The sequence below is a fragment of the Mesorhizobium sp. XAP4 genome (assembly GCF_029269325.1).
Classification (GTDB): domain Bacteria; phylum Pseudomonadota; class Alphaproteobacteria; order Rhizobiales; family Rhizobiaceae; genus Mesorhizobium; species Mesorhizobium ciceri.
On sequence record NZ_JARIXW010000007.1, the window covers coordinates 1 to 19,467 of the forward strand.

Genomic DNA, 19,467 nt, shown 5'->3' on the forward strand with positions numbered 1-19,467 from the left:
TGACGAAGTAGGGCGAGAGATAGCCGCGGTCGAACTGCATGCCTTCGACGACTTCGAGTTCGGTCTCGGCGGTCTTGGCTTCTTCAACCGTGATGACGCCTTCGTTGCCGACCTTCTGCATCGCTTCCGCGATCATCTTGCCGACCGACTCGTCGCCATTGGCCGAGATCGTGCCGACCTGGGCAACTTCCTCGGAGGTCTTGATCTTCTTGGCAGCCTTGCCGAGCGCCGAGACGACTTCGGTCACGGCCAGATCGATGCCGCGCTTCAGGTCCATCGGGTTCATGCCGGCGGCAACGGCCTTGTGGCCTTCCTGGACGATCGACTGTGCCAGAACGGTTGCGGTCGTGGTGCCGTCGCCGGCGATGTCGTTGGTCTTCGAAGCAACTTCGCGGACCATCTGCGCGCCCATGTTCTCGAACTTGTCTTCAAGCTCGATTTCCTTGGCGACGGTGACGCCGTCCTTGGTGATGCGCGGGGCGCCGAACGACTTGTCGATGACGACGTTGCGGCCCTTGGGGCCGAGCGTGACCTTCACCGCGTCGGCGAGGATGTTGACGCCGCGCAGCATGCGCTCGCGGGCATCACGGGAGAATTTTACGTCTTTGGCAGCCATTTTTAGCTCCTGGCAGGGGCTTTGATCGAGCCCGGGAATTCAGTTGACGGAAAGGCCTGATATCAGCCGATGATGCCCATGATGTCGGATTCCTTCATGATCAGAAGGTCTTCGCCATTGAGCTTGACTTCGGTGCCCGACCACTTGCCGAACAGGATGCGGTCGCCGGCCTTGACGTCCAGCGGGACCAGCTTGCCAGCTTCGTCACGAGCGCCGGAGCCGACGGCGATGATCTCGCCTTCCTGCGGCTTTTCCTTTGCCGTGTCGGGGATGATGATCCCGCCAGCGGTCTTGGATTCGGATTCGACCCGGCGAACGACCACGCGGTCATGAAGCGGGCGGAACTTCGACTTTGCCATTTTTTCTTCCTCGATGAGAACGGTGAGATACAGTTCCTCCGTCCGGCGGCGCCGGACATGTGGTTAGCACTCACCAAAGGCGAGTGCTAACGTGGCGCTGAAATAGGCTGGCGGCGCGCCGGAGTCAAGGCGCTCGGAGCGCCTCTTGGCGCATGATGATGAACTTACCGGTGCCTCGCCGAACCGAGCACCAGAAGCGGGCACCGTTCCGCCAGCGGATAGCTTCCGCTCGGCACGACGCGCACGTCGCCGAACCAGTTGGCTGCCTCGTTGGTCAGCGTGGCCAGCGTCGCGAAGCTGTAGCTTATGTCCGAGCCTGCATAGACGTCGATCGTGTTGATCGAGCTCATACTCCATCCTGTTCGCGCGGCAAGAGCTTCGCGGTCCGGAAACAGTCTGCCGAATGCATCGCGGATCGTTGCCACCTTGATGGTAAAATCGCGGTCGTCGGTCGTACACGCCATCGCAATCCGCCATTTGAGCGCGTGGAAATTCTCGATCCCGCCGGCCAGAACCAGAGCTTCGATGCCGCACAGATCGTCCGCCGTTTCCGGTCGTGCGAAGACGCGGATCGCTGCGCGCCTGCCAGGCTTCAGCACCCTGGCGACCTCGCCAAACAACGAACTGCGCGCCGCCTGGGAAGCGACCGCCGACAGGCATCCGTCGCCGATGACGGCGTCGATGCTTGCGCGGTCCACGGGCAGGTTAAGCCAGTTGCCGGCAATTGCCCGTCGCGAGCCGTCGTCGCCAGCCCATACGCCGGAAATCATGGCCGCCGACTGGTCGACCGCCAACATCGACTTGCCCAGAACTGCCAATTCCGGGGTAACCCCCAAGAGAAGGACATCGGCATTTCCGAGATCAAGTTCGCGATCGAATATAGCGACGGTTTCCGCTGTCGGCCGGAGCGGCGCTTCCAGAAGTTTCCAATGGCGGTGGTAATCGTCCCAATGATTTGTCATGCAATTCCATTGGCCCCCTGCACGCCTGGATTTTGGATATCACCGGGGCTTAATAGAGGTCGTTGGACAAGCCAAGACATTTCAAGGCATCTACAGACAGTCCAGGAGGTGGATAGTGGCGCGTATCGCCGTGATAACGCATGAGCATGACAGGTTCCTGGGCAGGCGCGATATTCTGCTGCGCAGGAGCAGCCCATACATGCTGTTCGACATTCTTGCGGAATTGAAAAGGCGCGGCCATTCGGTTCGGGTTCAGCAAGGCCTGTCGAAGCCGGTCAGCGCCGATATGGCGGTATTGCATGTCGATGCCACGGTGACGCCCACGGACTATGTCGACTATGCCCGGAGTTTTGCATTCTGCCTCAACATCGGCGCCGCCGACATATCCAAACGGCGGATCAGCGGTGCATTGATCGACAAAACCGACAGCTGGCAAGGTCAGGTGATCGTCAAAAGCAATCTCAACAATCGGGGAATCCCGGAGACGCTCCTCAACCGGCGATCCGAGCGCGCGGGCAAACAGCCGCCGTTTCCGCATTTGCCAATCTTGCACACCTATGAGATCCATGGATCTCTCGGCGACGTTCCAGACGGCGTCTTTGATTGCGACGATCTCGTCGTGGAAAAGTTCATTCCGGAGAAAGAACCCGACGGTTTTGCTGTTCGTTTCTGGGTGTTTTGCGGAGAGCGCGAGCGCTGCACCCGCTACGTCTCGCCGAACGGCCTGGTCAAGGCATGGGAGACGATCCGGCGCGAGCCCGTCCCGGTGCCCGACGAATTGCGTGAGCGTCGGCGTGAACTCGGCTTCGACTATGGAAAATTCGATTTCGTCATGCACGAGGGCAGGGCCGTCCTCCTCGATGCGAACAAGACTCCCGGCCGTCCGCAAAATCTCGTCAAGATGTTCGCGGCCGGCGCTTCCGATCTGACACACGGCTTCGAAGGCCTCATCCATCGGGCGAAATAGGCCGCGGCTGAGATCGCCGCGGACGCCCTATAAAAACAGCCGCAGCTGCGTGTGAATGATGGACCGGTAATCCTCGATGGTCTGGCGGCGTTCCGCTTCGCCCTCGGCGAGCGCCAGGCGCACCACGCCGCCGGCGAGCTGGAAGATCAGCAGAACCATGCGTTCGAACTGCTCGCGCCTCTCGGGCTCCAGCAAGGCGATGACATGGTCGCAGAACATTTTGGCTTGGTGCCGCGTTTCGGCGAGGTCGAGGTTCTTGAGCGCCTTGTCGGCCTGGATGGCGTTCTGCAGATCCTGGATGGCCGGATCGCCGGCGACACGGCTGAGATAATCATCGAGCAGCCGGTCAGCGGCCACGATGACATCTTTCGCCTCGTGGATTTCGGCGATGATCGTCGTCAGCCGTGCCCGGCTGACCTCTGAAAACCGCTCATAGAGCATCGCCAGGATCGCCGATTTGTTGGGAAAGTAGTGGTAGACGGTGGCGATTGGCCCGCCCGCCAGCATGCCGACCTCCTTCATAGTGACGGCGTCGATACCCTTTTCCCCGATCAGCCGCATGGTCGTCGACAGGATCGCGTCGATGCGCTCGCGGCTGCGTTCCTGCTTGGGCTTGCGCCTCGGCTCGGTCGCCATTCTCTTCAATTCCGTCATGCACCGATCTTTCGCACGGTTTTTAGATTCCGGTTGACAAGAAATATGATCAAGTATCAGTTTCTGAAATACTGACAGGTTGTCAGCTTTTTTGCCGCGCGGCAAGGACGTTGGGAGGCGCCTTTGGCTTCGACAGATACCGGCCATGCAGGCAGTGGCGACTGGCTGGTCGGCAATCCGACCGGCTGGCAGCTCGCCTCGGCCCTGTGGATCGGTTCGGTCGGCCTGCTCATCCTCGGCCTGCAGCCGGTGCTGCTCGGAGCTCTCTACACCGAAGGCCATGTCAGCGGCGACGAACTGGCGCTGGTCGCCACCGCCGAGATGATCGCCATTGCCATCGGTTCGGCCGTCGTGGCGATGCTGCTTTCGGCCCACAATATGCGCTGGAAAAGTGCCGTCCTTCTGCTGCTGCTGGCGCTGGCCAATGTGTGGACGGCCTATGCCGCGAGCGCCAACATGCTGATTGCGGCCCGCGCCCTTGCCGGGCTCGCCGAGGGCGGTCTGGTCGCCATCGCCACCGAACTGATCGCCCGCTCGCGGCGCGCCGAGCGCATTGGCGGCTATTTCGTCACCATGCAGACGCTGGCGCAATGCGCGCTCGCCCTGTTGCTGGCGCTCTATGTCATCCCGGCCGCAGGGTCGGCGGGTGGCTTCATCGTTCTTGCCGTCGTCTGCGTCGTGTCGCTGGCGGTCGCTTTCACCGTGCCCAGTGACTATGCCGACCTGCCCAAGGAAGAGAATCTGGCCAATGTGCTGACGGTTCCCTCGATGACCGCGCTGCTGTCGGTCTTCTGCTACTTCATGTTCTTCGGCGCGGTCTGGGCCTTCCTGGAGCCGCTAGGCGCGCAATACGGCATCGATGGCCGCACCGTCGGCCTGATCGTCTCGGCCAGCCTCGCGGTGCAGGTCCTGGGGGCGATGACGGCGACCGCGTTCGAGGCGCGCATCGATTATCGCCTTGCCATCGCGGCGATCGGCGTCGTGGCGCTTGTCAGTTCCCTGGTTCTTGCCAGCAGCCCCGGCCTGACGACGTTCTGGGTCGCTGCCCTGGCCATGGGCTTTATCCTGCTGTTCATCGTGCCCTACCAGATCCGTCTGGCGATCACCGCCGACGAGACGCGCACCGCCGTGCTGCTGGTGCCGGCAGCCCAACTGTTCGGCCTGGCGATCGGGCCGATTGCGGCGTCGCTGCTCATCGACGGCAAGGATTTCCGGCCGGTGCCGGAATTCGCCGCCGCCAGCGCGGTGGCAAGCGTGGCGCTGCTCGGTCTCTTCGTTCTTGTGTCACGTCGCCGTCGTGCGGTTGCCTGAGCGGGGAGCGCATGTCGAACACCTGGAGCAACTGGTCGGGCTTCGTAAGTGCCGAGCCCAAGCTGATCGCCAGCCCCGGCGATGTCGGTGAACTCGGTGATCTCGTCCGGACCGCGCCTGGCCCGGTGCGCGTGGCCGGCGCCGGTCATTCCTTCACACCGCTGGTGAAATCGCAGGGCACGATCCTGTCCCTGGAGAGACTGGAAGGGCTGGTCTCGCACGACGCGCAAAAACATCAGGCGCGGGTGCGGGCAGGGACCCGGCTCGGCCCGCTCATGCACATCCTGCAAGGCATTGGCCAGGGCCTGCCCAACATGGGCGATATCGACCGCCAGGCGATCGGCGGCGCGCTGGGCACAGCCACGCACGGCTCGGGACCGACGCTCGGCGCCTATCACACGCAGCTGGAGACGGTGCAGATCGTCGACGGGCTTGGCAAGGTCCGCGACTTCAAGCGGGCAGGGGATCGGGACATGATCCACGCCATCGGTGTTGCGCTCGGCGCTTTCGGCGTGCTCACCGAAGTGACGCTGAACAACATCGCGACCTACCGGTTGCGCCGCCGCAAATATGTGCTGCCGATCACCGAGATGCTGCGTGATTTCGAGGCGATGATGGCCGCGCATCGCTCGGCCGAATTCTACTACATTCCGTTTTCCGGCTATGCGCAGTTCATCGCCAGCGATTTCAGCGATGCCGCACCCACCACGCGGCCGCCGGAAGAGGACGAGGCGGGTTTGAGGACACTGCGCAGGCTGCGCACTTCACTTGCCTGGCTGCCATCGCTGCGTGGCCGCCTGATCCGATCGGCGGCCGCCAAATTTCCCGCCGAGGACTACGTGCAGGACTGGCTCAACGTCTATGCCAGCGACCGGCAGACCAAGTTCAACGAGATGGAATATCATTTGCCGTTCGAGGAAGGGCCGAAGGCGCTGGCCGAGATCATCGAGCTGACCGAGAAGCGCTTTCCCGAGGTCTATTTCCCGATGGAGGTGCGCTCGGTCGCGCCGGACCAGTTCTGGCTTTCGCCATTCTACAACAGGCTGACCTGCTCCATCGCCATCCACCATGACGCCGCGAACGATCCTTTGCCGTTCATGCGGGCGGCAGAGCCGATCTTTCGCAGATATGGCGGCCGGCCGCATTGGGGCAAGATGCATAGCCTCAAGGCGGCGGAGCTGAAAAAGCTCTACCCGCGCTGGGACGATGCCATGGCGGCGCGCCGCGACATCGATCCGGAAAACCGCTTCGTGTCGCCCTACATGGCCGGCCTGTTCGGCATCGAATGATGAGCACCTATTTTTCCACCCTCTCGGATGCGCTGAAGACCGCCGGCATCTTCCGACCCTGCCTGCTGCTCGACCGCGATCGGCTGGACGGAAACATTGCCCTGGTAAAAAGGAGGCTGGATCCCGGCCTGGCCGTGCGGCTGGTCGACAAATCGCTCGCCTGCCTGCCGCTGCTTGCGCATATAGGCAAGGCGCTTCGCCATGAGCGCTTCATGACCTTCCACCCGCCGATCAGCGAGGCGGTGCTGAAGGCGTTTCCGGATGCCGATCTGCTCTACGGCAAGCCGATGCCGATCGGTGCGGCAAGGGCTGCGCTGGTGAAGGGTGATGCCGACTGGTCGCGTGTCTGCTGGCTGATCGACAGCGAGGAGAGACTGGCGGAATACGGTGCTCTCGCTGACGAACTCGGCATCGGCCTGCGCATCGCTTTCGAGATCGATGTCGGGCTGCATCGCGGCGGCTTTGCTGATCCCGCGGCCTTGTCGAAGGCGTTGAGCGCGTTGCCGGCCCGGCTGCATTGCGAAGGCGTCATGGCCTACGAGGCGCATGCACCGCTCATTCCCGGCCTTTTCGGCGGACCGGCAAAGGCATTGGCGGAGGCGTCGGCGCAGGCTGCGGCGTTCGTCGCCTGTCTCGGCGCCGACCAGCGCCGTATCCTCAACATCGGCGGCAGCAAGACCGCGCTGCTTCATCGTGGCGGCGCGGCCAATGAAGTGTCGATGGGCTCGGCCTTCGTGCTGCCCAGCGACTTCGATACGCCAGGCCTCGACGGCTTCCAGCCGGCGGCTTTCATCGCCACGCCGATCCTGAAAGTGGTCGAGCCGATGCTGCCTGGCCCGCCGGCCGTCACCCGCCTGCTGCAGGCGCTCGGCCGGTTTCCGCGCAAGGGCTGCTATCTCTATGGCGGCAAGTGGATGGCCGAGCCGGTCTTCCCCCAAGGCATGAAGACGAACGGCCTGCTCGGCCTGTCCTCCAACCAGCAATTCATGGGCTTGCCCGCCGATGCGACCGCAAGGCCAGGCGACTACGCGTTTCTAAGGCCGACGCAGAGCGAGGCCGTGCTGCAGCAATTCGGGTCGATCGCCGTGTTTTCCGGCGGAAAGGTCATCGATCGCTGGCCGGCGCTGCCGATGGCGTGATCGAGCTACGCCTTCACCGGTACCCAGATCTCCAGGCCGCCATTGCCGCTGTGGGCATCGAACTCCGGTCCATAGCGCTCGAATTCCGGTGCATCCGCGATTTCGTGACCGGAGGCGGGCAGCCAGCTGTTCCAGATCGTGTTGATCGTCCGGCGGATGGATGAGATGTGCTCGCGGTGCGAGAACACCGCATATTTCTGCGCCGGCACCCGCACCCGATAGAAGTCCTTCGGCAGATCCGCAAAGCCGGACACTTCGACGCCGACGACATAGTCGAAATTGCCCGCGTCGTCGCCATTAAGGCACACGCCGTAGAAAACGCCTGAGATCTCGCCGGGGATGTTGCCGATAAAGGGTGCAAAACGCTGCCACTGCATCGGAATCCCGGCGCTGGTTTCACAGCTGTAGCGTTCGCCGAGGCCGGCGATCAGGAACGGCCGGCTGGTCTCGAAGCGCGGTGGTTCGAGATTGGTGAGGAGGGACTGGTCCATCAGGATCGGCTCCACGAGGTCGAGGTTGTTGGTCGAGCCTTGCGCGCGCACCAGTTCCGGCGTGGTGCCGAACTGATCGCGGAAGGCACGGGTGAACGCCTCATGCGAGTTGTAGCCGGCGTCGAGCGCGACGACGAGGATGTCGGGCGCTCCGCCGGCCAGCTTGCGCGCCGCCTCGGTCAGCCGGCGTGAGCGCATGTAACCCATCACCGAGCGGCCGGTTGCGGCGCCGAAGGCGCGCGTCACATGAAAACGCGACACGCCGCTGCTTTGCGCGACATCGTCAAGCGAGATCGCCTCCGGCAGATGGCTCTCGACGAACCACAGCGCTTTCTCGGTCGGGTTCATGGGGCTCCTTTTCGCATTGGCCGGATCATCTTGGCGTTTCCTGGCGCGGCCAGTTTGATCGAAATTGCGCATTCCGTGCAATCTGCGCCGATCCCATGGGCTTTCGCTTGACAGCGGGCCGCGTCATCTCCTAAGAATGTTATGTTATTACATAAAATGAGCGTGCAATGCCTGTTTCCCTTAGCTGGCCCACCACTTCGTCCGAGAAATCCATTGCGAAGCGTTTGGTGGAAATCTACGCTGAAGTGGTGATGGTCCCCGAGCCGAAAGGCGAGGGGTGAAAAGGGAACACGGTGAGGCCTGTTCAGGTCGAGGCCGTGGCTGCCCCCGCAACTGTAAGCGGCGAGCAAAATCCGTGAATGCCACTGGCCGGCAAGGCTGGGAAGGCAGGATGGCGCAACGACCCGCGAGCCAGGAGACCTGCCATCACTGAGTTGACCGGACGGGGTGTGCCGGGAGGAAACGCGAATCCCGGCCTTGTCGGCCGGTTCGCCAGCTTCCTTCCGTCGCCAGTTTTGGAAAGTGACGGAAAGTTGGACGGCTCCATCGATCATCGCATCACCATGCGCACGCTTTGCCGTCCCCGCAATCCGGCGGGCTGCAGCCGATGAGCGCAGCGCTTCTCGAAGCCCATGACCTCTGTGCCATGGCGAATGGGCGGAATCTGGTCCAGGCGGTCAGCTTCTCGGTGGCCGCTGGCGATCGCCTTGCCATCATCGGTCCCAACGGCGCCGGCAAGACGACGCTGCTGCGCATGCTGTCGGGCATGCTGCGGCCAAGTTCCGGCGAGGTGAAGCTTGGCGGACGCGGGCTGGACAGGATTTCGGCCGCCGAGCGGGCGTTGCATATCGCCGTTGTCGGCCAGACCGACCAGCCCGATCCGCGGCTGGCGGTGATCGATTATGTCGAGCTTGGCCGGGTCCCGCACGCCGGACTGAGGCGCAGGAGCGAGGAACGCGACATTGTCGTCAATGCGCTGCGCCGGACCGGCCTGCTGCCGCTGCTTGGCCGCACCGTCGGCTCGCTGTCGGGCGGCGAGCGCCAGCGCGCCCAACTGGCGCGCGCCATCGCCCAGCAGCCCAAAATCCTGTTCCTCGACGAACCGACCAACCATCTGGACCCGCGCGCCCGCGGCGAACTGCTCGACCTCGTGGCAGGCTTCGAGATGACGGTGATCGCGGTGCTGCACGATCTGGCGCTGGTAGCACCCTTCGCCACCAGGGTTGCGGTGATGAATCATGCCCGCCTGCAAGCGCTCGCCGCACCGCGCGAAGCGCTGGCCCAACAGCTGATCCGCGAGATTTTCGGCATCGATGTGCTGCGCCTGCGCCATCCGACCGAGGATCGAGAGTTGACGGTGTTCGAGGTTCCGAACCGTGCCGCGCCGCCGTCGTGATTGAAGCCGTTCCATAGTCGACCCGATCCCACCCACAAGGAGCATACCCGTGAAACGCCTCGCTTTTTCGCTTGCCGTCTCGCTGCTGACCTCGACCGCCTTCGCCTTCCCGGTAACCGTCGACAGCTGCGGCAAGCCGCTGACCTTCGACGCGCCGCCGAAGCGCGCTGTCATCCATGATCTGAACATGGCCGAGATGGCTTTCGCGCTGAAATTGCAGCCGTCAATCGTCGGCCTGACCGGCATCACCGGATGGTACAAGGTCGGTCCCGAATTCAAGGCAGAGCAGGGTTCGATCCCGGAGCTGGCGCCGAAATATCCGACGCTCGAAAACCTCGTGGCCGTGGAGCCGGATTTCTTCTTCGCCGGCTGGTACTACGGCATGAAGCCGGGTGGCGAGGTGACGCCCGACACGCTTGCCCCGCACGGCATCAAGACGCTGGTTCTGGCGGAAAGCTGCGTCCATCTCGACAAGAGGCGCCCCGCCGCCTCGATGGACCTGCTCTACGGCGACGTCGAAAAGCTGGGCAAGATCTTCGGCAAGGAGACAGAGGCGGAAAAGCTTGTCTCTGGCTGGAAGGCGCAGCTCGCCGACATCACCGCCAAGGTCGGCAGCGCCAAGGGCACGCGGGTGTTCCTCTACGATTCCGGCGAGGACAAGCCGTTCACCGCAGGCAAGTTCGCCATCCCCAGCGCCATGATCACTGCCGCCGGCGGCGACAACATCATGGCTGACATGGACACCAGCTGGGGCAACACGGATTGGGAAACGGTGGCGTCGCGCAATCCGCAATTCCTCATCCTGCTCGATTACCAGGACGGTGGCGGCTACAGGAAGCTGCTCGACTTCCTGAAGGCGCATCCGGCCATGAAGGAGACCGACGCGGTCAAGAACGAGCGCTTCGTTGCCCTCCGCTACGCCGAGCTGACGCCTGGACCCGCCAACATCGAAGCGATCGACAAGATCGCCAAGGCCATGCACCCGGAAGCATTTTGAGCTTGCGCCATCCGGCATTTGCGTTGGCCATGCTGGCGGGAGCGGCGGCGATCGCCGCTCTCGCTCTGCTGTCGATCGCCTATGGCTCGACGCTGATCCCGCTGGCCGACGTTGTAGCAGCGCTTGGCCGCGCAATCGGCTTAGGCGGGCACGACGTGTCCGGGCCGGTCGGCAAGATCGTCGTCGATCTGCGGCTGCCGCGCACGATCCTGGCCATCTGCGTCGGCGCGGGCCTCGGCGTCGTCGGCGCGCTGCTGCAGACAGTGACCCGCAACGATCTCGCCGATCCGTTCCTGTTCGGCCTGTCGTCGGGCGCCGCCGCCGGTGCTGTTTCCGTCATCACCGTCTTCGGCGACAGCTTTGGCATCTGGACGTTGCCGGTCGCGGCCTTCACCGGCGGCATATTGGCCGCCGGCGTCGTCCTGCTGCTGGTCGCGCGGGTGAGGGGCCAAGGGCCGGAGCGGCTGATCCTCGCCGGCCTTGCCGTGTCCTTCATGTTCACCGCCTTGACCAACTACCTGGTCTTTGCCGGCGACCAGCGCGCCGCCCACTCCGTGTTGTTCTGGACGATGGGCGGCCTTGGCCTGGCGCGCTGGGACAATATCTGGTTGGGCGCGCTGGGTGCGGGCACCATTCTGGCTTACGCGCTGTGGAACCACCGCCGGCTCGATGCCTTCCTGGCCGGCGAAAACGCCGCCGAAAGCCTTGGCGTGCCAGTGGCGCGCATGCGCCGAATGACGTTTCTCGTCGCCGCCTTCTCGACGGCGATCCTGGTCTCTGTCGCCGGGGTCATCGGCTTCGTCGGGCTGATGATCCCGCATCTGTCGCGGCCGCTGGCAGGCCCCTTGCATCTGCGCCTGGTTGCCAGCTGCGCCGTCTTCGGCGCGGTGCTTTTGCTGGCCAGCGATCTTCTGGCCCGAACGCTGCTGCCGCCGCAGGAACTGCCGATCGGCATCATCACCAGCTCGGTCGGTGCGTTCTTCGTCGTCACCATGCTGATCCGCAACCGGCTTTGAGCGCGTTTGGCAACCGGTCGCCGGATCACACGGTCCAGAAATAGCGCACGATGTGGAAGAACACCGGGGCGGCGAAGACCAGGCTGTCGGTGCGGTCCATCATGCCGCCATGGCCTTCGATGAGATGGCCCCAGTCCTTGACGCCCTGGTCGCGCTTGATGGCCGAGGCGACCAGCCCGCCTAGGAATCCCATCGAGCAGGCGACGAAAGCCACGGCTGCCGCCTGCAGCGGCGAGAAGGGCGTCACGAACGACAACAGCGCGCCGAGCAGGCTCGCCGACACCAATCCGCCGATCAGCCCTTCCCAGGTTTTCGACGGCGAGACGTTCGGCGAAAACCGGTGTTTACCAAACAGCTTGCCGAAGATGTACTGCAGCACGTCGCTGCCTTGCACGACGATGATCAGGAAGGCGATCAGCAGCAAGGTGCGGCCTTCGAAGCCTGGCACGTCGAGTGTCAGCAGGGCGGGGACGTGGCTGACGCAATAGACCGAGATCATCACCGCCCATTGCTGCGCGGCGATCCGCTCGAGGAAGCGTTCGGTGTCGCCATGCAGCGCCGTGATGGCCGGCATCAAGAGGAAGCAGTAGACCGGAATGAAGATGACGAAGAGCCCATACCAGGCGGTCCACACCAGCCAGTACTGAAACGGGATGATGATGCCGAACATGCCGAGCAGCACCCAATGGTCGCTGCGGCGCGTATGCGTCAGCGTCACGAATTCGCGCAGCGCGGCGAAGGAAATCAGCGCAAACAGGATGGTCATCCCGTAACGGCCGAAGAAGAAGGCGACCGTCATCAGCGCCACCATCACCCACCAGGCGTTGATGCGCTGCGTGAGATTGACAAGCGTCGAGCTCAGCGGCTTCGGCGCTCGCGCCGAAAGGATGGTGGCGACGATGCTGGCGGTGGTCAAAACCGCCAGCAGGCCGATGATCAGGATGGAGATCTCGTGGCGCATCAATCGTCTCGCTCGGGACGCGGGTTGAGCGCCAGAAGCGCGGCGTGGGCGCGCTCGAGAAAGGCGCGGCGTTCTTCGCCCGGGCCAACCGCGACAGGCGCGCCGAAAACGACGCGGCACAGCAGCGGCACCGGCAGGAACTGGCCCTTGGGCAGCACGCGCGACATGTTCTCGATCCAGCACGGGATCAGCTCGACCTCAGGCCGCGCCGTCGACAGATTGTAGAGCCCGGAGCGGAACGCCAGCAGCGGCTCGTCTGTCATGTTGCGGGTGCCCTCGGGAAACAGGATAAGCGAGTGCCCTTGGTCGAGAACCGACAGCATGATCTCGATGGGGTTTTCCTCAGGTCTCGTCCATTGCCGGTTGATGAGCACGGACGACAACATGTCCTGCGCGATGAAGCGGCGCAGCCGCGACTTCCCCCAATATTCGCCTGCGGCAACAGCATGGGTGATCGCGCGCTCCCTTTCGCTGAGACAGGCCGACAAAAGGATGAAGTCGCCATGGCTGGTGTGATTGGCGAAATAGATGCGCTGCCGCTCGGAGGGCAGGCTGCCGTTCCAGATCGGCCGCACCCCGGTCACCATCCGGGCCAGAGCCGACAGGCCGACGGAGGTTACCGTCTGCAGCAAGGTGAAGGTCTTGAGCGAAAGCTTGTTCATCGCGGCGCCCAAAACCCTGCCGCCAGAAGCGCTGCGGCGAACAGAGCCAGGGCAGCGCGCTGCTTGAACAGCAAGCGGCTTGTGCCGGCCATGCGGTCATCGAGCAAGCGTGTCGCGAACGGAGCCGGTTTCAGGCGCATGCGCGCCAACATGTCATCTACCGCGGCACCGCCGGAAGCTTCGTCGTCATGGCTCGCCATCAGTCGGAACAGCAGCGCGTCGAATGCCAGCAATGCCGACAGCGCCAGCACCGCAACCGCGCTCGCGGCGGCGATCGACAAAGCGATGGCCGCGGGCAAGGTCTCGAAGGCACCGCGCGCCGACGCGGCTAGAGGCGCAAGGACATTTGCGGCCAGCACGATTGCGGCCGGCCACGCGGCCTGTCGCATCAGCATGCCGGCGAAGCGGTCGGTGCGGTCCTGATAGGTATTGCCTGTCATGACGCCGCCCGCCCAGTGGCCTCTGCAAGGTGGACCGGCCGGCCGGCGGCCGCGAGCATCTCGCGGGCGAGCGTCGGCGTCCCGGCCCTGCCGGTCGCCACCAGCCATTCGGCGACGACGCCGGCGCTGCGCTGGAAGCCGAGCGCGCAGCACACCAGGACGGTGCCGTCGCGGCGTGCATTCTCCAGCGCGCCGGCTGCCTGTTGCCGTATCGCCAGTGGCGGCGGCAACAGGTCGATCATCGGAAAGCTGATCCAGCGGCAATCGGTTGTCGCCGGCTTTTCGAGTTCGGCGGCGAGGTCGATGACCGTGCCGAAGCTGTTGGCCTCGCTTGCCGTGGGAAAGCGCCCGAGAAAGACACCTTCGGCAATCGCCACCTGGGGGGCAAGATTGCGCGTCCAGGCCCATATGTTTGCCCTGGCGCCGAGGCGATAAGGCAAGAGCAGGACACGGCTTGCAAGCGTGATGCTGCCATCGGCGGATTTCTGGAACACCTTTTCGCCTGCGCCAGCATAGGCGAAGGCGACGATGGCCAGCGCCAGCGCCGGCCAAAGCAGGAAGAGCGCGACAGCGCAAAGGAAGGCACCGAGCGCGGCACCGGCCAGCGCGAGGACGGCGCCCAGCGCGTAGAACCGCGCCAGCCGCCGCGCTTTCGCATCGTTGGTCAGCCGGAAGCCCGCAAACGGCAATGCGCCGCTACGCGGAAACAGCCACAGCGCAAAGAACCCGAGCAGCGCGCCGGTCGGGATGTCGATGAAGTGATGCTGCCAGGTCGTCAGCACCGAGGCGCCGATGAGGAAGCTCCAGCCATGCCAGAGCGGCAGGAGCAACCCGCCGAGCCGGTGGCGCCAATGATCCCAGATGATCGCCAAAAGGGCGATGTGCAGCGAGGGTGCCTGGTTGAACGGCTTGTCGAAACCGCCGAGCACGGCAAACAGGAAGCCCGGCAGGCCGGTCGTCGCCGGTCGCACGAATGTAGCGGTCAGCGGGAACAGAATGAAGCTGATAACGGCGACGATTTGCGCGGTGAGATAGCGTCCGGCCAGACGGTCGACCCCTTGCCTGTCGTTGTTGAGCAGCAGCGACAGGCCGTAGAACAGGTTGATCGACCAATAGGGCACGATGGTCCAGGCGACGAACGGGATGCCGTGCTCCCACGAGAACACGATACTGCCGACATCGTCGCGCCGCGACGCCAGCCAGTTGGCGAAGCCGTAGCTGAGATAGAAGAACGGCGCCAGGAAGGCCAGCCACAGGGCTGCCCTGACGACCACCCGGCTATAGGGTTCGGCACGCGCCACGGATGCAGGCGATGACACCATGCTGCTCAGCGGCGCCGCGCGAGCGAGACGGTGAAGATGCCCCATTGGTCGATGCGCTGGTCGAGCTTTTCGAAACCGGCGGCTTCGACGAGCTGGTCCATTTCGCCTTGCGTGCGCCGGCGCATCACCCAGGCCTCGCCGCCGCGATGCGAGGTCAGGCTGCGGGCGATCATCTCGAGCTGCGGGTGCCAAGGCTGGTTGGTGTAGAGCAACAGGCTGCCCGGCTGCATGGCGCTGGCCAATCCACCGAGCGAGCGGGCGATCATCGCATTGTCCGAGAATAGCTCGTAGAGGCCGGAAACGATGGCGAGGTCCGGCGCCGGATCGGCGTTGGCGAGCATGTCGGCATCGAAAGCGTCGGCGCGCTGGAACGTGACGTCAGCCGGCAATTGCCGCTCCGTGATCAGCTTGCGGCCAAGCTGCACGTTGAGGTCGGAATAATCCTGCAGACGCACGCTCGCCGGCTGGTCGGGGCTCTTCACGATGGCATCGAGAACATAGCGGCCGTGGCCGGCGGCGATGTCGAGAATATGCACTGGCCGGCCAGTGGCCTTGAGCGTTGCCAGGCAAGAGCCGATCAGTTCTTCGAGATGCAGCTTGCGCTGGCGGATGCCGCGCCAGCCGATGGCTTCCAGGAAGACACGGTCGACGACGCGGCCAAGGGGCGTAAGGCCGCGTGCGTCGTTTTCGTAGACATAATCCAGCGTCGAGCCGGAATCGAAGCCGGTGGCAATGCCGGTCTTCATGCCTTGGGAAACCCAGGCGCCCATGCGGATGGAGGCGCGGCTGAATGCCCAATAGAGACCCTTTGGCGACATCAAAGCGAGCGGTGAAGCAAGCCGGTCGGCCTCGTCGCGTGTGTAGCCGGCAATGTCCGCTTGCTTCAGGTCGACCGGCGCATCCGGTGCCGCGAACTGCCTGGCCAGGAACGGCCGGATCAGGTCGAGGGCCTTTGCCCGGTCGCGTTCGCCCAGCGTGTCGTGGAAGAAGCCCGGCAGCACATGACGTTCCTTGATGCGGCTGCCGAGATTGACGAAGAACTCGTGCTGCGGGCCGTGGCGCACGACCCAATCGCTGCCCGAAAGCAGAAGCTGCGTCGGCGCGGTGATGGCGCGGGCGTCCGCAACGATGCGGGCTGCATGCTGGTAGAGTTCGACCAGGATGTTGGAAGCGATCGGCCGCGTGATCAGTGGATCGCTCTCGAAAGAGGCGATTCGCACGGGATCATGGGTCAGGAATTTCGCCTTGACGTAGGAATTGACGAAGAAGCGGCCCTTGATCTTCTGCCAGAGCGCTATGCCCTCCTTGGCGAAGGGCACGTAGAGTTTTACCGAGAAGGCCGGTGAGGCCAGCACCATGGCGCGCAGCTTCGGCGCATAGTCATGCACCCAGGCGGCGGCCAGAACGGCGCCGAAGGACTGCGCGATCAGCGCGATATCGCGCGTGGCGAAGCCATCCCTTTCAGCGATCTCGCGCATGAAGCAGTCGATGTCGCGCACCAGCGCCGAGAAGGACGGGGCATAGCCGCGCTCGCCGGACGAACGGCCATTGCCGCGGGCATCCCAGGCATAGAAGGCGTGGCCCGGCATCCGCAATTCATCGACGAGATGGGCCATGCGGCCGCCATGCTCGTGGCCGCGATGGAAGAGCACCACCGCGCCTTTGGCATCGGCCGAAGCCGCCGGCCAGAATCGGTAGAAGATCTCCGTCCCGTCATGGCTGCGGAAGACCCGCTCCTGCGCTTGCCGCGCAAGGCTTTCCGTGGCCGCGGCGGCGACCGGTTCGTGCATCATGGTCTTTCCCTCTGGCGGCCCCACTGGCGGCATGGCGAGCCTCGATGCTCAGCTGGCGCTGCCAATAAGCCCGGCGCGTATCCGGTTTATGGCGGTCAGCAGCGAAAGCGTTGCCATGGCCGGAAACACAAATGGCGCGATCGATACCGGCCACAGCCCTGGGGCGCACAGCACGGCGACGACGCCGAGCGCCAGCGCCCTGTCGCTCTTGCCGAACGGCCCGGCATAGTTGCGGCCGATCTTGGCGGCGATGCCGAGCACGCCGGCAAACTCGGTCAGCACCGCCGATATTGCGAAGGCGACGACGCCCCATGCGCCAAATTCCGGAAAGACGGCAAAAGGCAAGATCAGCGCGAGGTCCGAAACGACGTCGCACAACTCGTTCAGATACATGCCGAGCGTCGAGGCTTGGCCATGCTCGCGCGCCAGCATGCCGTCCACGGCATTCAGCGCCATGCGCACGAACATCACCACGGGGATAAGCAACAGCAGCCAGCGCCATTCATGCCGGATCGCAATGGCCGCGCCGGCGACTATCGACATCGCGGCCGCCAGGATGGTTATGCTGTTTGCGGTGACCCCGATGGCCGCCAGCCGATTGACCAGCGGCCGCAGTCGACCCTGGAAGGCCGGCTTGAGAGCGTAAAGCGTCGGCATTGCGTTGATCCCCCGATCCTGTTCAGCGGCTGTACATCAATATGCCAGACGCGACCAGCGGAGAGGCGGCGCGGCCATCATGCGTTCGCAAATCGATAACCATGATTGGCCCGGCAAAGCTGTCATGCACATTTGTCGGCTTTGTGTGCACTGCGGCACCTTGAATAGTGAGCACGCTTATTATATATCCTGCTCATGGTTTCCGATGGCATCGACAGATTGGGCTTCTTGATCCACGACGTGCAGCGCCTGATGCGCAAGCGCTTCGAGGCGAGGGCCAGTGGCTTGGGGCTTTCTTCGGCGCAATGGCGGCTTCTGGTCCGCGTTGCCAAGGAAGACGGTGTCGCGCAGGCGCGGCTGGCCGAACTTCTCGAAATCGAGCCGATCAGCGTTTCGCGCCTGGTCGATCGCATGGAGGAGGGAGGCTGGATCGAGCGTCGTTCCGACGCTGCCGATCGCCGCGTCCGCATGATCTTCCTGACGCCCAAGGCAAGCGATGCCTACGCCGTGATCAAGAGCATTGCCGGAGAAGTCTATGAGGAATCGCTGGTCGGCGTGAAACCGGAAGCCCGTCGCGTCCTCGTCGAGGGACTTGAGGCGATGGTCCGCAACCTGACCGACGACGAGACGCCGTCCATTGAAAAAGTGAAGAACACAGAGGGCGCAGCAGCATGAACGCGGTAGCCAAGATAGACGAGAAAGTGACCGAACTGGAAATGGAAGCGCCGGCGCAGCCGGCCGCGGCCCCGGCAACCGTTGCTCCCCCGGTGCAGCCGGCTCCGGCGCCGGTGAAGAAAAAGCGCCGGCTGGGCCGCTTCCTGCTCATGGTCGCGCTGCCTGCGGCATTGGCTGTTGGCGGCGGCTATGTCTGGGTTACCGGCGGCCGTTATCAGGAGACCGAGAACGCCAATCTGCAGCAGGCCAAGGTGTCGATCGCTTCCGACACGGCCGGCCGCATCGTCAAGGTCGACATCTTCGATAACCAGCTGGTCAAGCAGGGTGACGAGCTGTTTGCCATCGACCCCGAGCCCTACCGGATCGCGTTGGCGCAGGCCGACGCGGCGGTGGCGGGCGCGCGTCTCAATGTCGAGCAGTTGCGCGCCGCCTATGGCCAGTCGATGGCTCAGCAGAAGTCCGATGCCAGCCAGGTCGCCTTCGCCCAGTCGCAGTTCGACCGCGCCGCCGATCTTGCCCAGAAGGGCATCAACGCCAAATCGTCGCTGGACGAAGCCAAGAACGATCTCGACAAGGCCAAGCAGCAGCTCGCCGTTGCCGAGCAAGGCATCATCAGCGCCAAGGCAGCCCTTGGCGGCAATCCCGACATCGAAACCGACAAGCATCCGACCGTGATGGCCGCGCTCGCCGCGCGCGACAAGGCCGCCTACGACCTGGCGCAGACCACGGTCAAGGCGCCGGCTGACGGCATCGTCAGCCAGGCCTCGTCGTTCAAGGTCGGCCAGTATGTCGGTTCCGGCACGCCGCTGTTTTCGCTGGTCGAGACCGGCGACACCTGGATCGATGCCAATTTCAAGGAAACGCAGCTCACCCACATGAAGCCCGGCGAGAAGGCCGAGATCGTGGTCGACACCTATCCGGGGCGCACCTTCGAGGCGACGGTCAAGGCGATCGGCGCCGGCACGGGAGCCGAGTTCTCGCTGCTGCCGGCCCAGAATGCCACCGGCAACTGGGTCAAGGTCACACAGCGCATCCCGGTTCGTCTCGAACTGACCGATGCGGACGCCAAGATGGCGTTGCGCACCGGCATGAGCGCCACCGTTACCGTCGACACCGGCGTGGCGCGTGGCCTGCCTTCGATCTTCGGTCACGCCACGGCCGGCGAGGCCGCGCAGTAACGTCAACAGAATGCCGCAGGACCAGCGGCGGAGGTGAATAGCAGGATTGGTCTGATGGGAGGAGCTGGAAGGATCAGCGTTTGGGCACGCCGCACAGCGGCCTGGCCGAAGTCTGAAATCTCCGACGCGGACCCGTCGGTCCTCATGTTTCCGGGCGGCAGGCATCCGCTGATCAGAGACTTTCAGTCGATGTAACCCCCACATCGACAATCGCGTCCCACCGCGACGAGGGTC

20 protein-coding genes and 1 riboswitch are annotated in these 19,467 nt (G+C 64.0%); of the genes, 9 read left to right on the top strand and 11 right to left on the bottom strand.

The genetic code is table 11. The features are described 5' to 3' along the window. From P3C39_RS26230 to P3C39_RS26240, 3 genes are all read right to left on the bottom strand, one after another. Positions 1-616: TCP-1/cpn60 chaperonin family protein (locus P3C39_RS26230; protein ID WP_275954757.1), on the bottom strand; the 616-nt coding region annotated here is incomplete at its 3' end. Between the two features lie 62 nt (positions 617-678). Further along, complete coding sequence (gene groES, locus P3C39_RS26235; protein WP_006203049.1) at positions 679-975, bottom strand: co-chaperone GroES; 297 nt, start codon at positions 973-975, stop codon at positions 679-681. 164 nt (positions 976-1,139) lie between these two features. After that, on the bottom strand, positions 1,140-1,937 hold the full coding sequence (locus P3C39_RS26240) for a class I SAM-dependent methyltransferase (protein ID WP_013532388.1): 798 nt from the start codon (positions 1,935-1,937) through the stop codon (positions 1,140-1,142). Between P3C39_RS26240 and P3C39_RS26245 the strand changes: the two genes are divergently transcribed. Then, positions 1,936-2,904 (top strand): hypothetical protein, encoded by a 969-nt coding sequence (locus P3C39_RS26245; RefSeq protein WP_275954756.1) that lies wholly within the window; start codon positions 1,936-1,938, stop codon positions 2,902-2,904. The genes P3C39_RS26240 and P3C39_RS26245 overlap by 2 nt on opposite strands. 27 nt (positions 2,905-2,931) lie before the next feature. On the opposite strand, the gene P3C39_RS26250 is transcribed toward P3C39_RS26245, so the two are convergent. Then, the gene (locus P3C39_RS26250) at positions 2,932-3,558 is read right to left on the bottom strand and encodes a TetR/AcrR family transcriptional regulator (RefSeq protein ID WP_275954755.1); all 627 of its coding nucleotides are present in this window, start codon (positions 3,556-3,558) and stop codon (positions 2,932-2,934) included. Between the two features lie 123 nt (positions 3,559-3,681). On the opposite strand from P3C39_RS26250, the gene P3C39_RS26255 reads away from it, so the two are divergent. From P3C39_RS26255 to P3C39_RS26265, 3 genes are read left to right on the top strand one after another with little or no spacing between them, the layout of a single operon-like run. Then, a complete protein-coding gene (locus tag P3C39_RS26255; protein ID WP_275954754.1) occupies positions 3,682-4,869 on the top strand; it encodes an MFS transporter in 1,188 nt (395 codons plus the stop codon). Positions 4,870-4,880: 11 nt separating this feature from the next. After that, positions 4,881-6,158: a D-arabinono-1,4-lactone oxidase gene (locus P3C39_RS26260; protein ID WP_027163207.1), complete on the top strand. Its 1,278-nt coding sequence runs from the start codon at positions 4,881-4,883 to the stop codon at positions 6,156-6,158. Beyond that, on the top strand, positions 6,158-7,297 hold the full coding sequence (locus P3C39_RS26265; RefSeq protein WP_027163208.1) for an alanine racemase: 1,140 nt from the start codon (positions 6,158-6,160) through the stop codon (positions 7,295-7,297). The genes P3C39_RS26260 and P3C39_RS26265 overlap by 1 nt, the downstream gene beginning before the upstream one ends. Positions 7,298-7,302: 5 nt before the next feature. On the opposite strand, the gene P3C39_RS26270 is transcribed toward P3C39_RS26265, so the two are convergent. Next, positions 7,303-8,136, bottom strand: a complete 834-nt coding sequence (locus tag P3C39_RS26270) for an AraC family transcriptional regulator (RefSeq protein WP_027163209.1) — start codon at positions 8,134-8,136, stop codon at positions 7,303-7,305. A 235-nt stretch (positions 8,137-8,371) separates the two neighbouring features. After that, a riboswitch (cobalamin riboswitch) is annotated at positions 8,372-8,579 on the top strand. Between the two features lie 164 nt (positions 8,580-8,743). Here P3C39_RS26270 and P3C39_RS26275 point away from each other — a divergent pair. The 3 genes from P3C39_RS26275 to P3C39_RS26285 are packed head-to-tail and all read left to right on the top strand — an operon-like array spanning position 8,744 to position 11,545. Continuing rightward, on the top strand, positions 8,744-9,532 hold the full coding sequence (locus tag P3C39_RS26275) for an ABC transporter ATP-binding protein (RefSeq protein WP_024504856.1): 789 nt from the start codon (positions 8,744-8,746) through the stop codon (positions 9,530-9,532). A gap of 49 nt (positions 9,533-9,581) precedes the next feature. Further along, positions 9,582-10,529, top strand: a complete 948-nt coding sequence (locus P3C39_RS26280) for an ABC transporter substrate-binding protein (protein ID WP_027163210.1) — start codon at positions 9,582-9,584, stop codon at positions 10,527-10,529. 29 nt (positions 10,530-10,558) lie between these two features. Next, the gene (locus tag P3C39_RS26285) at positions 10,559-11,545 is read left to right on the top strand and encodes an iron ABC transporter permease (protein ID WP_081714386.1); all 987 of its coding nucleotides are present in this window, start codon (positions 10,559-10,561) and stop codon (positions 11,543-11,545) included. Positions 11,546-11,570: 25 nt separating this feature from the next. Here the strand turns inward: P3C39_RS26285 and P3C39_RS26290 are convergent, their stop codons facing one another. The 6 genes from P3C39_RS26290 to P3C39_RS26315 are packed head-to-tail and all read right to left on the bottom strand — an operon-like array spanning position 11,571 to position 17,380. Further along, entirely contained in the window at positions 11,571-12,506 is a 936-nt protein-coding gene (locus tag P3C39_RS26290) for a phosphatidate cytidylyltransferase (protein WP_027163212.1), read from the bottom strand. Then, entirely contained in the window at positions 12,506-13,168 is a 663-nt protein-coding gene (locus P3C39_RS26295) for a lysophospholipid acyltransferase family protein (RefSeq protein WP_013532377.1), read from the bottom strand. The genes P3C39_RS26290 and P3C39_RS26295 overlap by 1 nt, the downstream gene beginning before the upstream one ends. Continuing rightward, a complete protein-coding gene (locus P3C39_RS26300) occupies positions 13,165-13,608 on the bottom strand; it encodes a hypothetical protein (protein WP_013532376.1) in 444 nt (147 codons plus the stop codon). Before P3C39_RS26300 ends, P3C39_RS26295 begins: the two co-directional genes overlap by 4 nt. Beyond that, positions 13,605-14,930: a phosphatase PAP2/dual specificity phosphatase family protein gene (locus tag P3C39_RS26305; protein WP_275954753.1), complete on the bottom strand. Its 1,326-nt coding sequence runs from the start codon at positions 14,928-14,930 to the stop codon at positions 13,605-13,607. The genes P3C39_RS26300 and P3C39_RS26305 overlap by 4 nt, the downstream gene beginning before the upstream one ends. Before the next feature lie 5 nt (positions 14,931-14,935). Further along, on the bottom strand, positions 14,936-16,723 hold the full coding sequence (locus P3C39_RS26310; protein ID WP_275954752.1) for a bifunctional alpha/beta hydrolase/class I SAM-dependent methyltransferase: 1,788 nt from the start codon (positions 16,721-16,723) through the stop codon (positions 14,936-14,938). Positions 16,724-16,771: 48 nt separating this feature from the next. Next, positions 16,772-17,380 (bottom strand): CDP-alcohol phosphatidyltransferase family protein, encoded by a 609-nt coding sequence (locus P3C39_RS26315; RefSeq protein WP_275954751.1) that lies wholly within the window; start codon positions 17,378-17,380, stop codon positions 16,772-16,774. Between the two features lie 195 nt (positions 17,381-17,575). Here P3C39_RS26315 and P3C39_RS26320 point away from each other — a divergent pair, with 195 nt between their 5' ends. Both P3C39_RS26320 and P3C39_RS26325 read left to right on the top strand, forming a co-directional pair. After that, positions 17,576-18,055 (top strand): MarR family transcriptional regulator, encoded by a 480-nt coding sequence (locus P3C39_RS26320; RefSeq protein ID WP_013532372.1) that lies wholly within the window; start codon positions 17,576-17,578, stop codon positions 18,053-18,055. Beyond that, a complete protein-coding gene (locus P3C39_RS26325) occupies positions 18,052-19,233 on the top strand; it encodes an HlyD family secretion protein (protein ID WP_275954750.1) in 1,182 nt (393 codons plus the stop codon). Before P3C39_RS26320 ends, P3C39_RS26325 begins: the two co-directional genes overlap by 4 nt. Positions 19,234-19,467 lie beyond the last annotated feature (234 nt).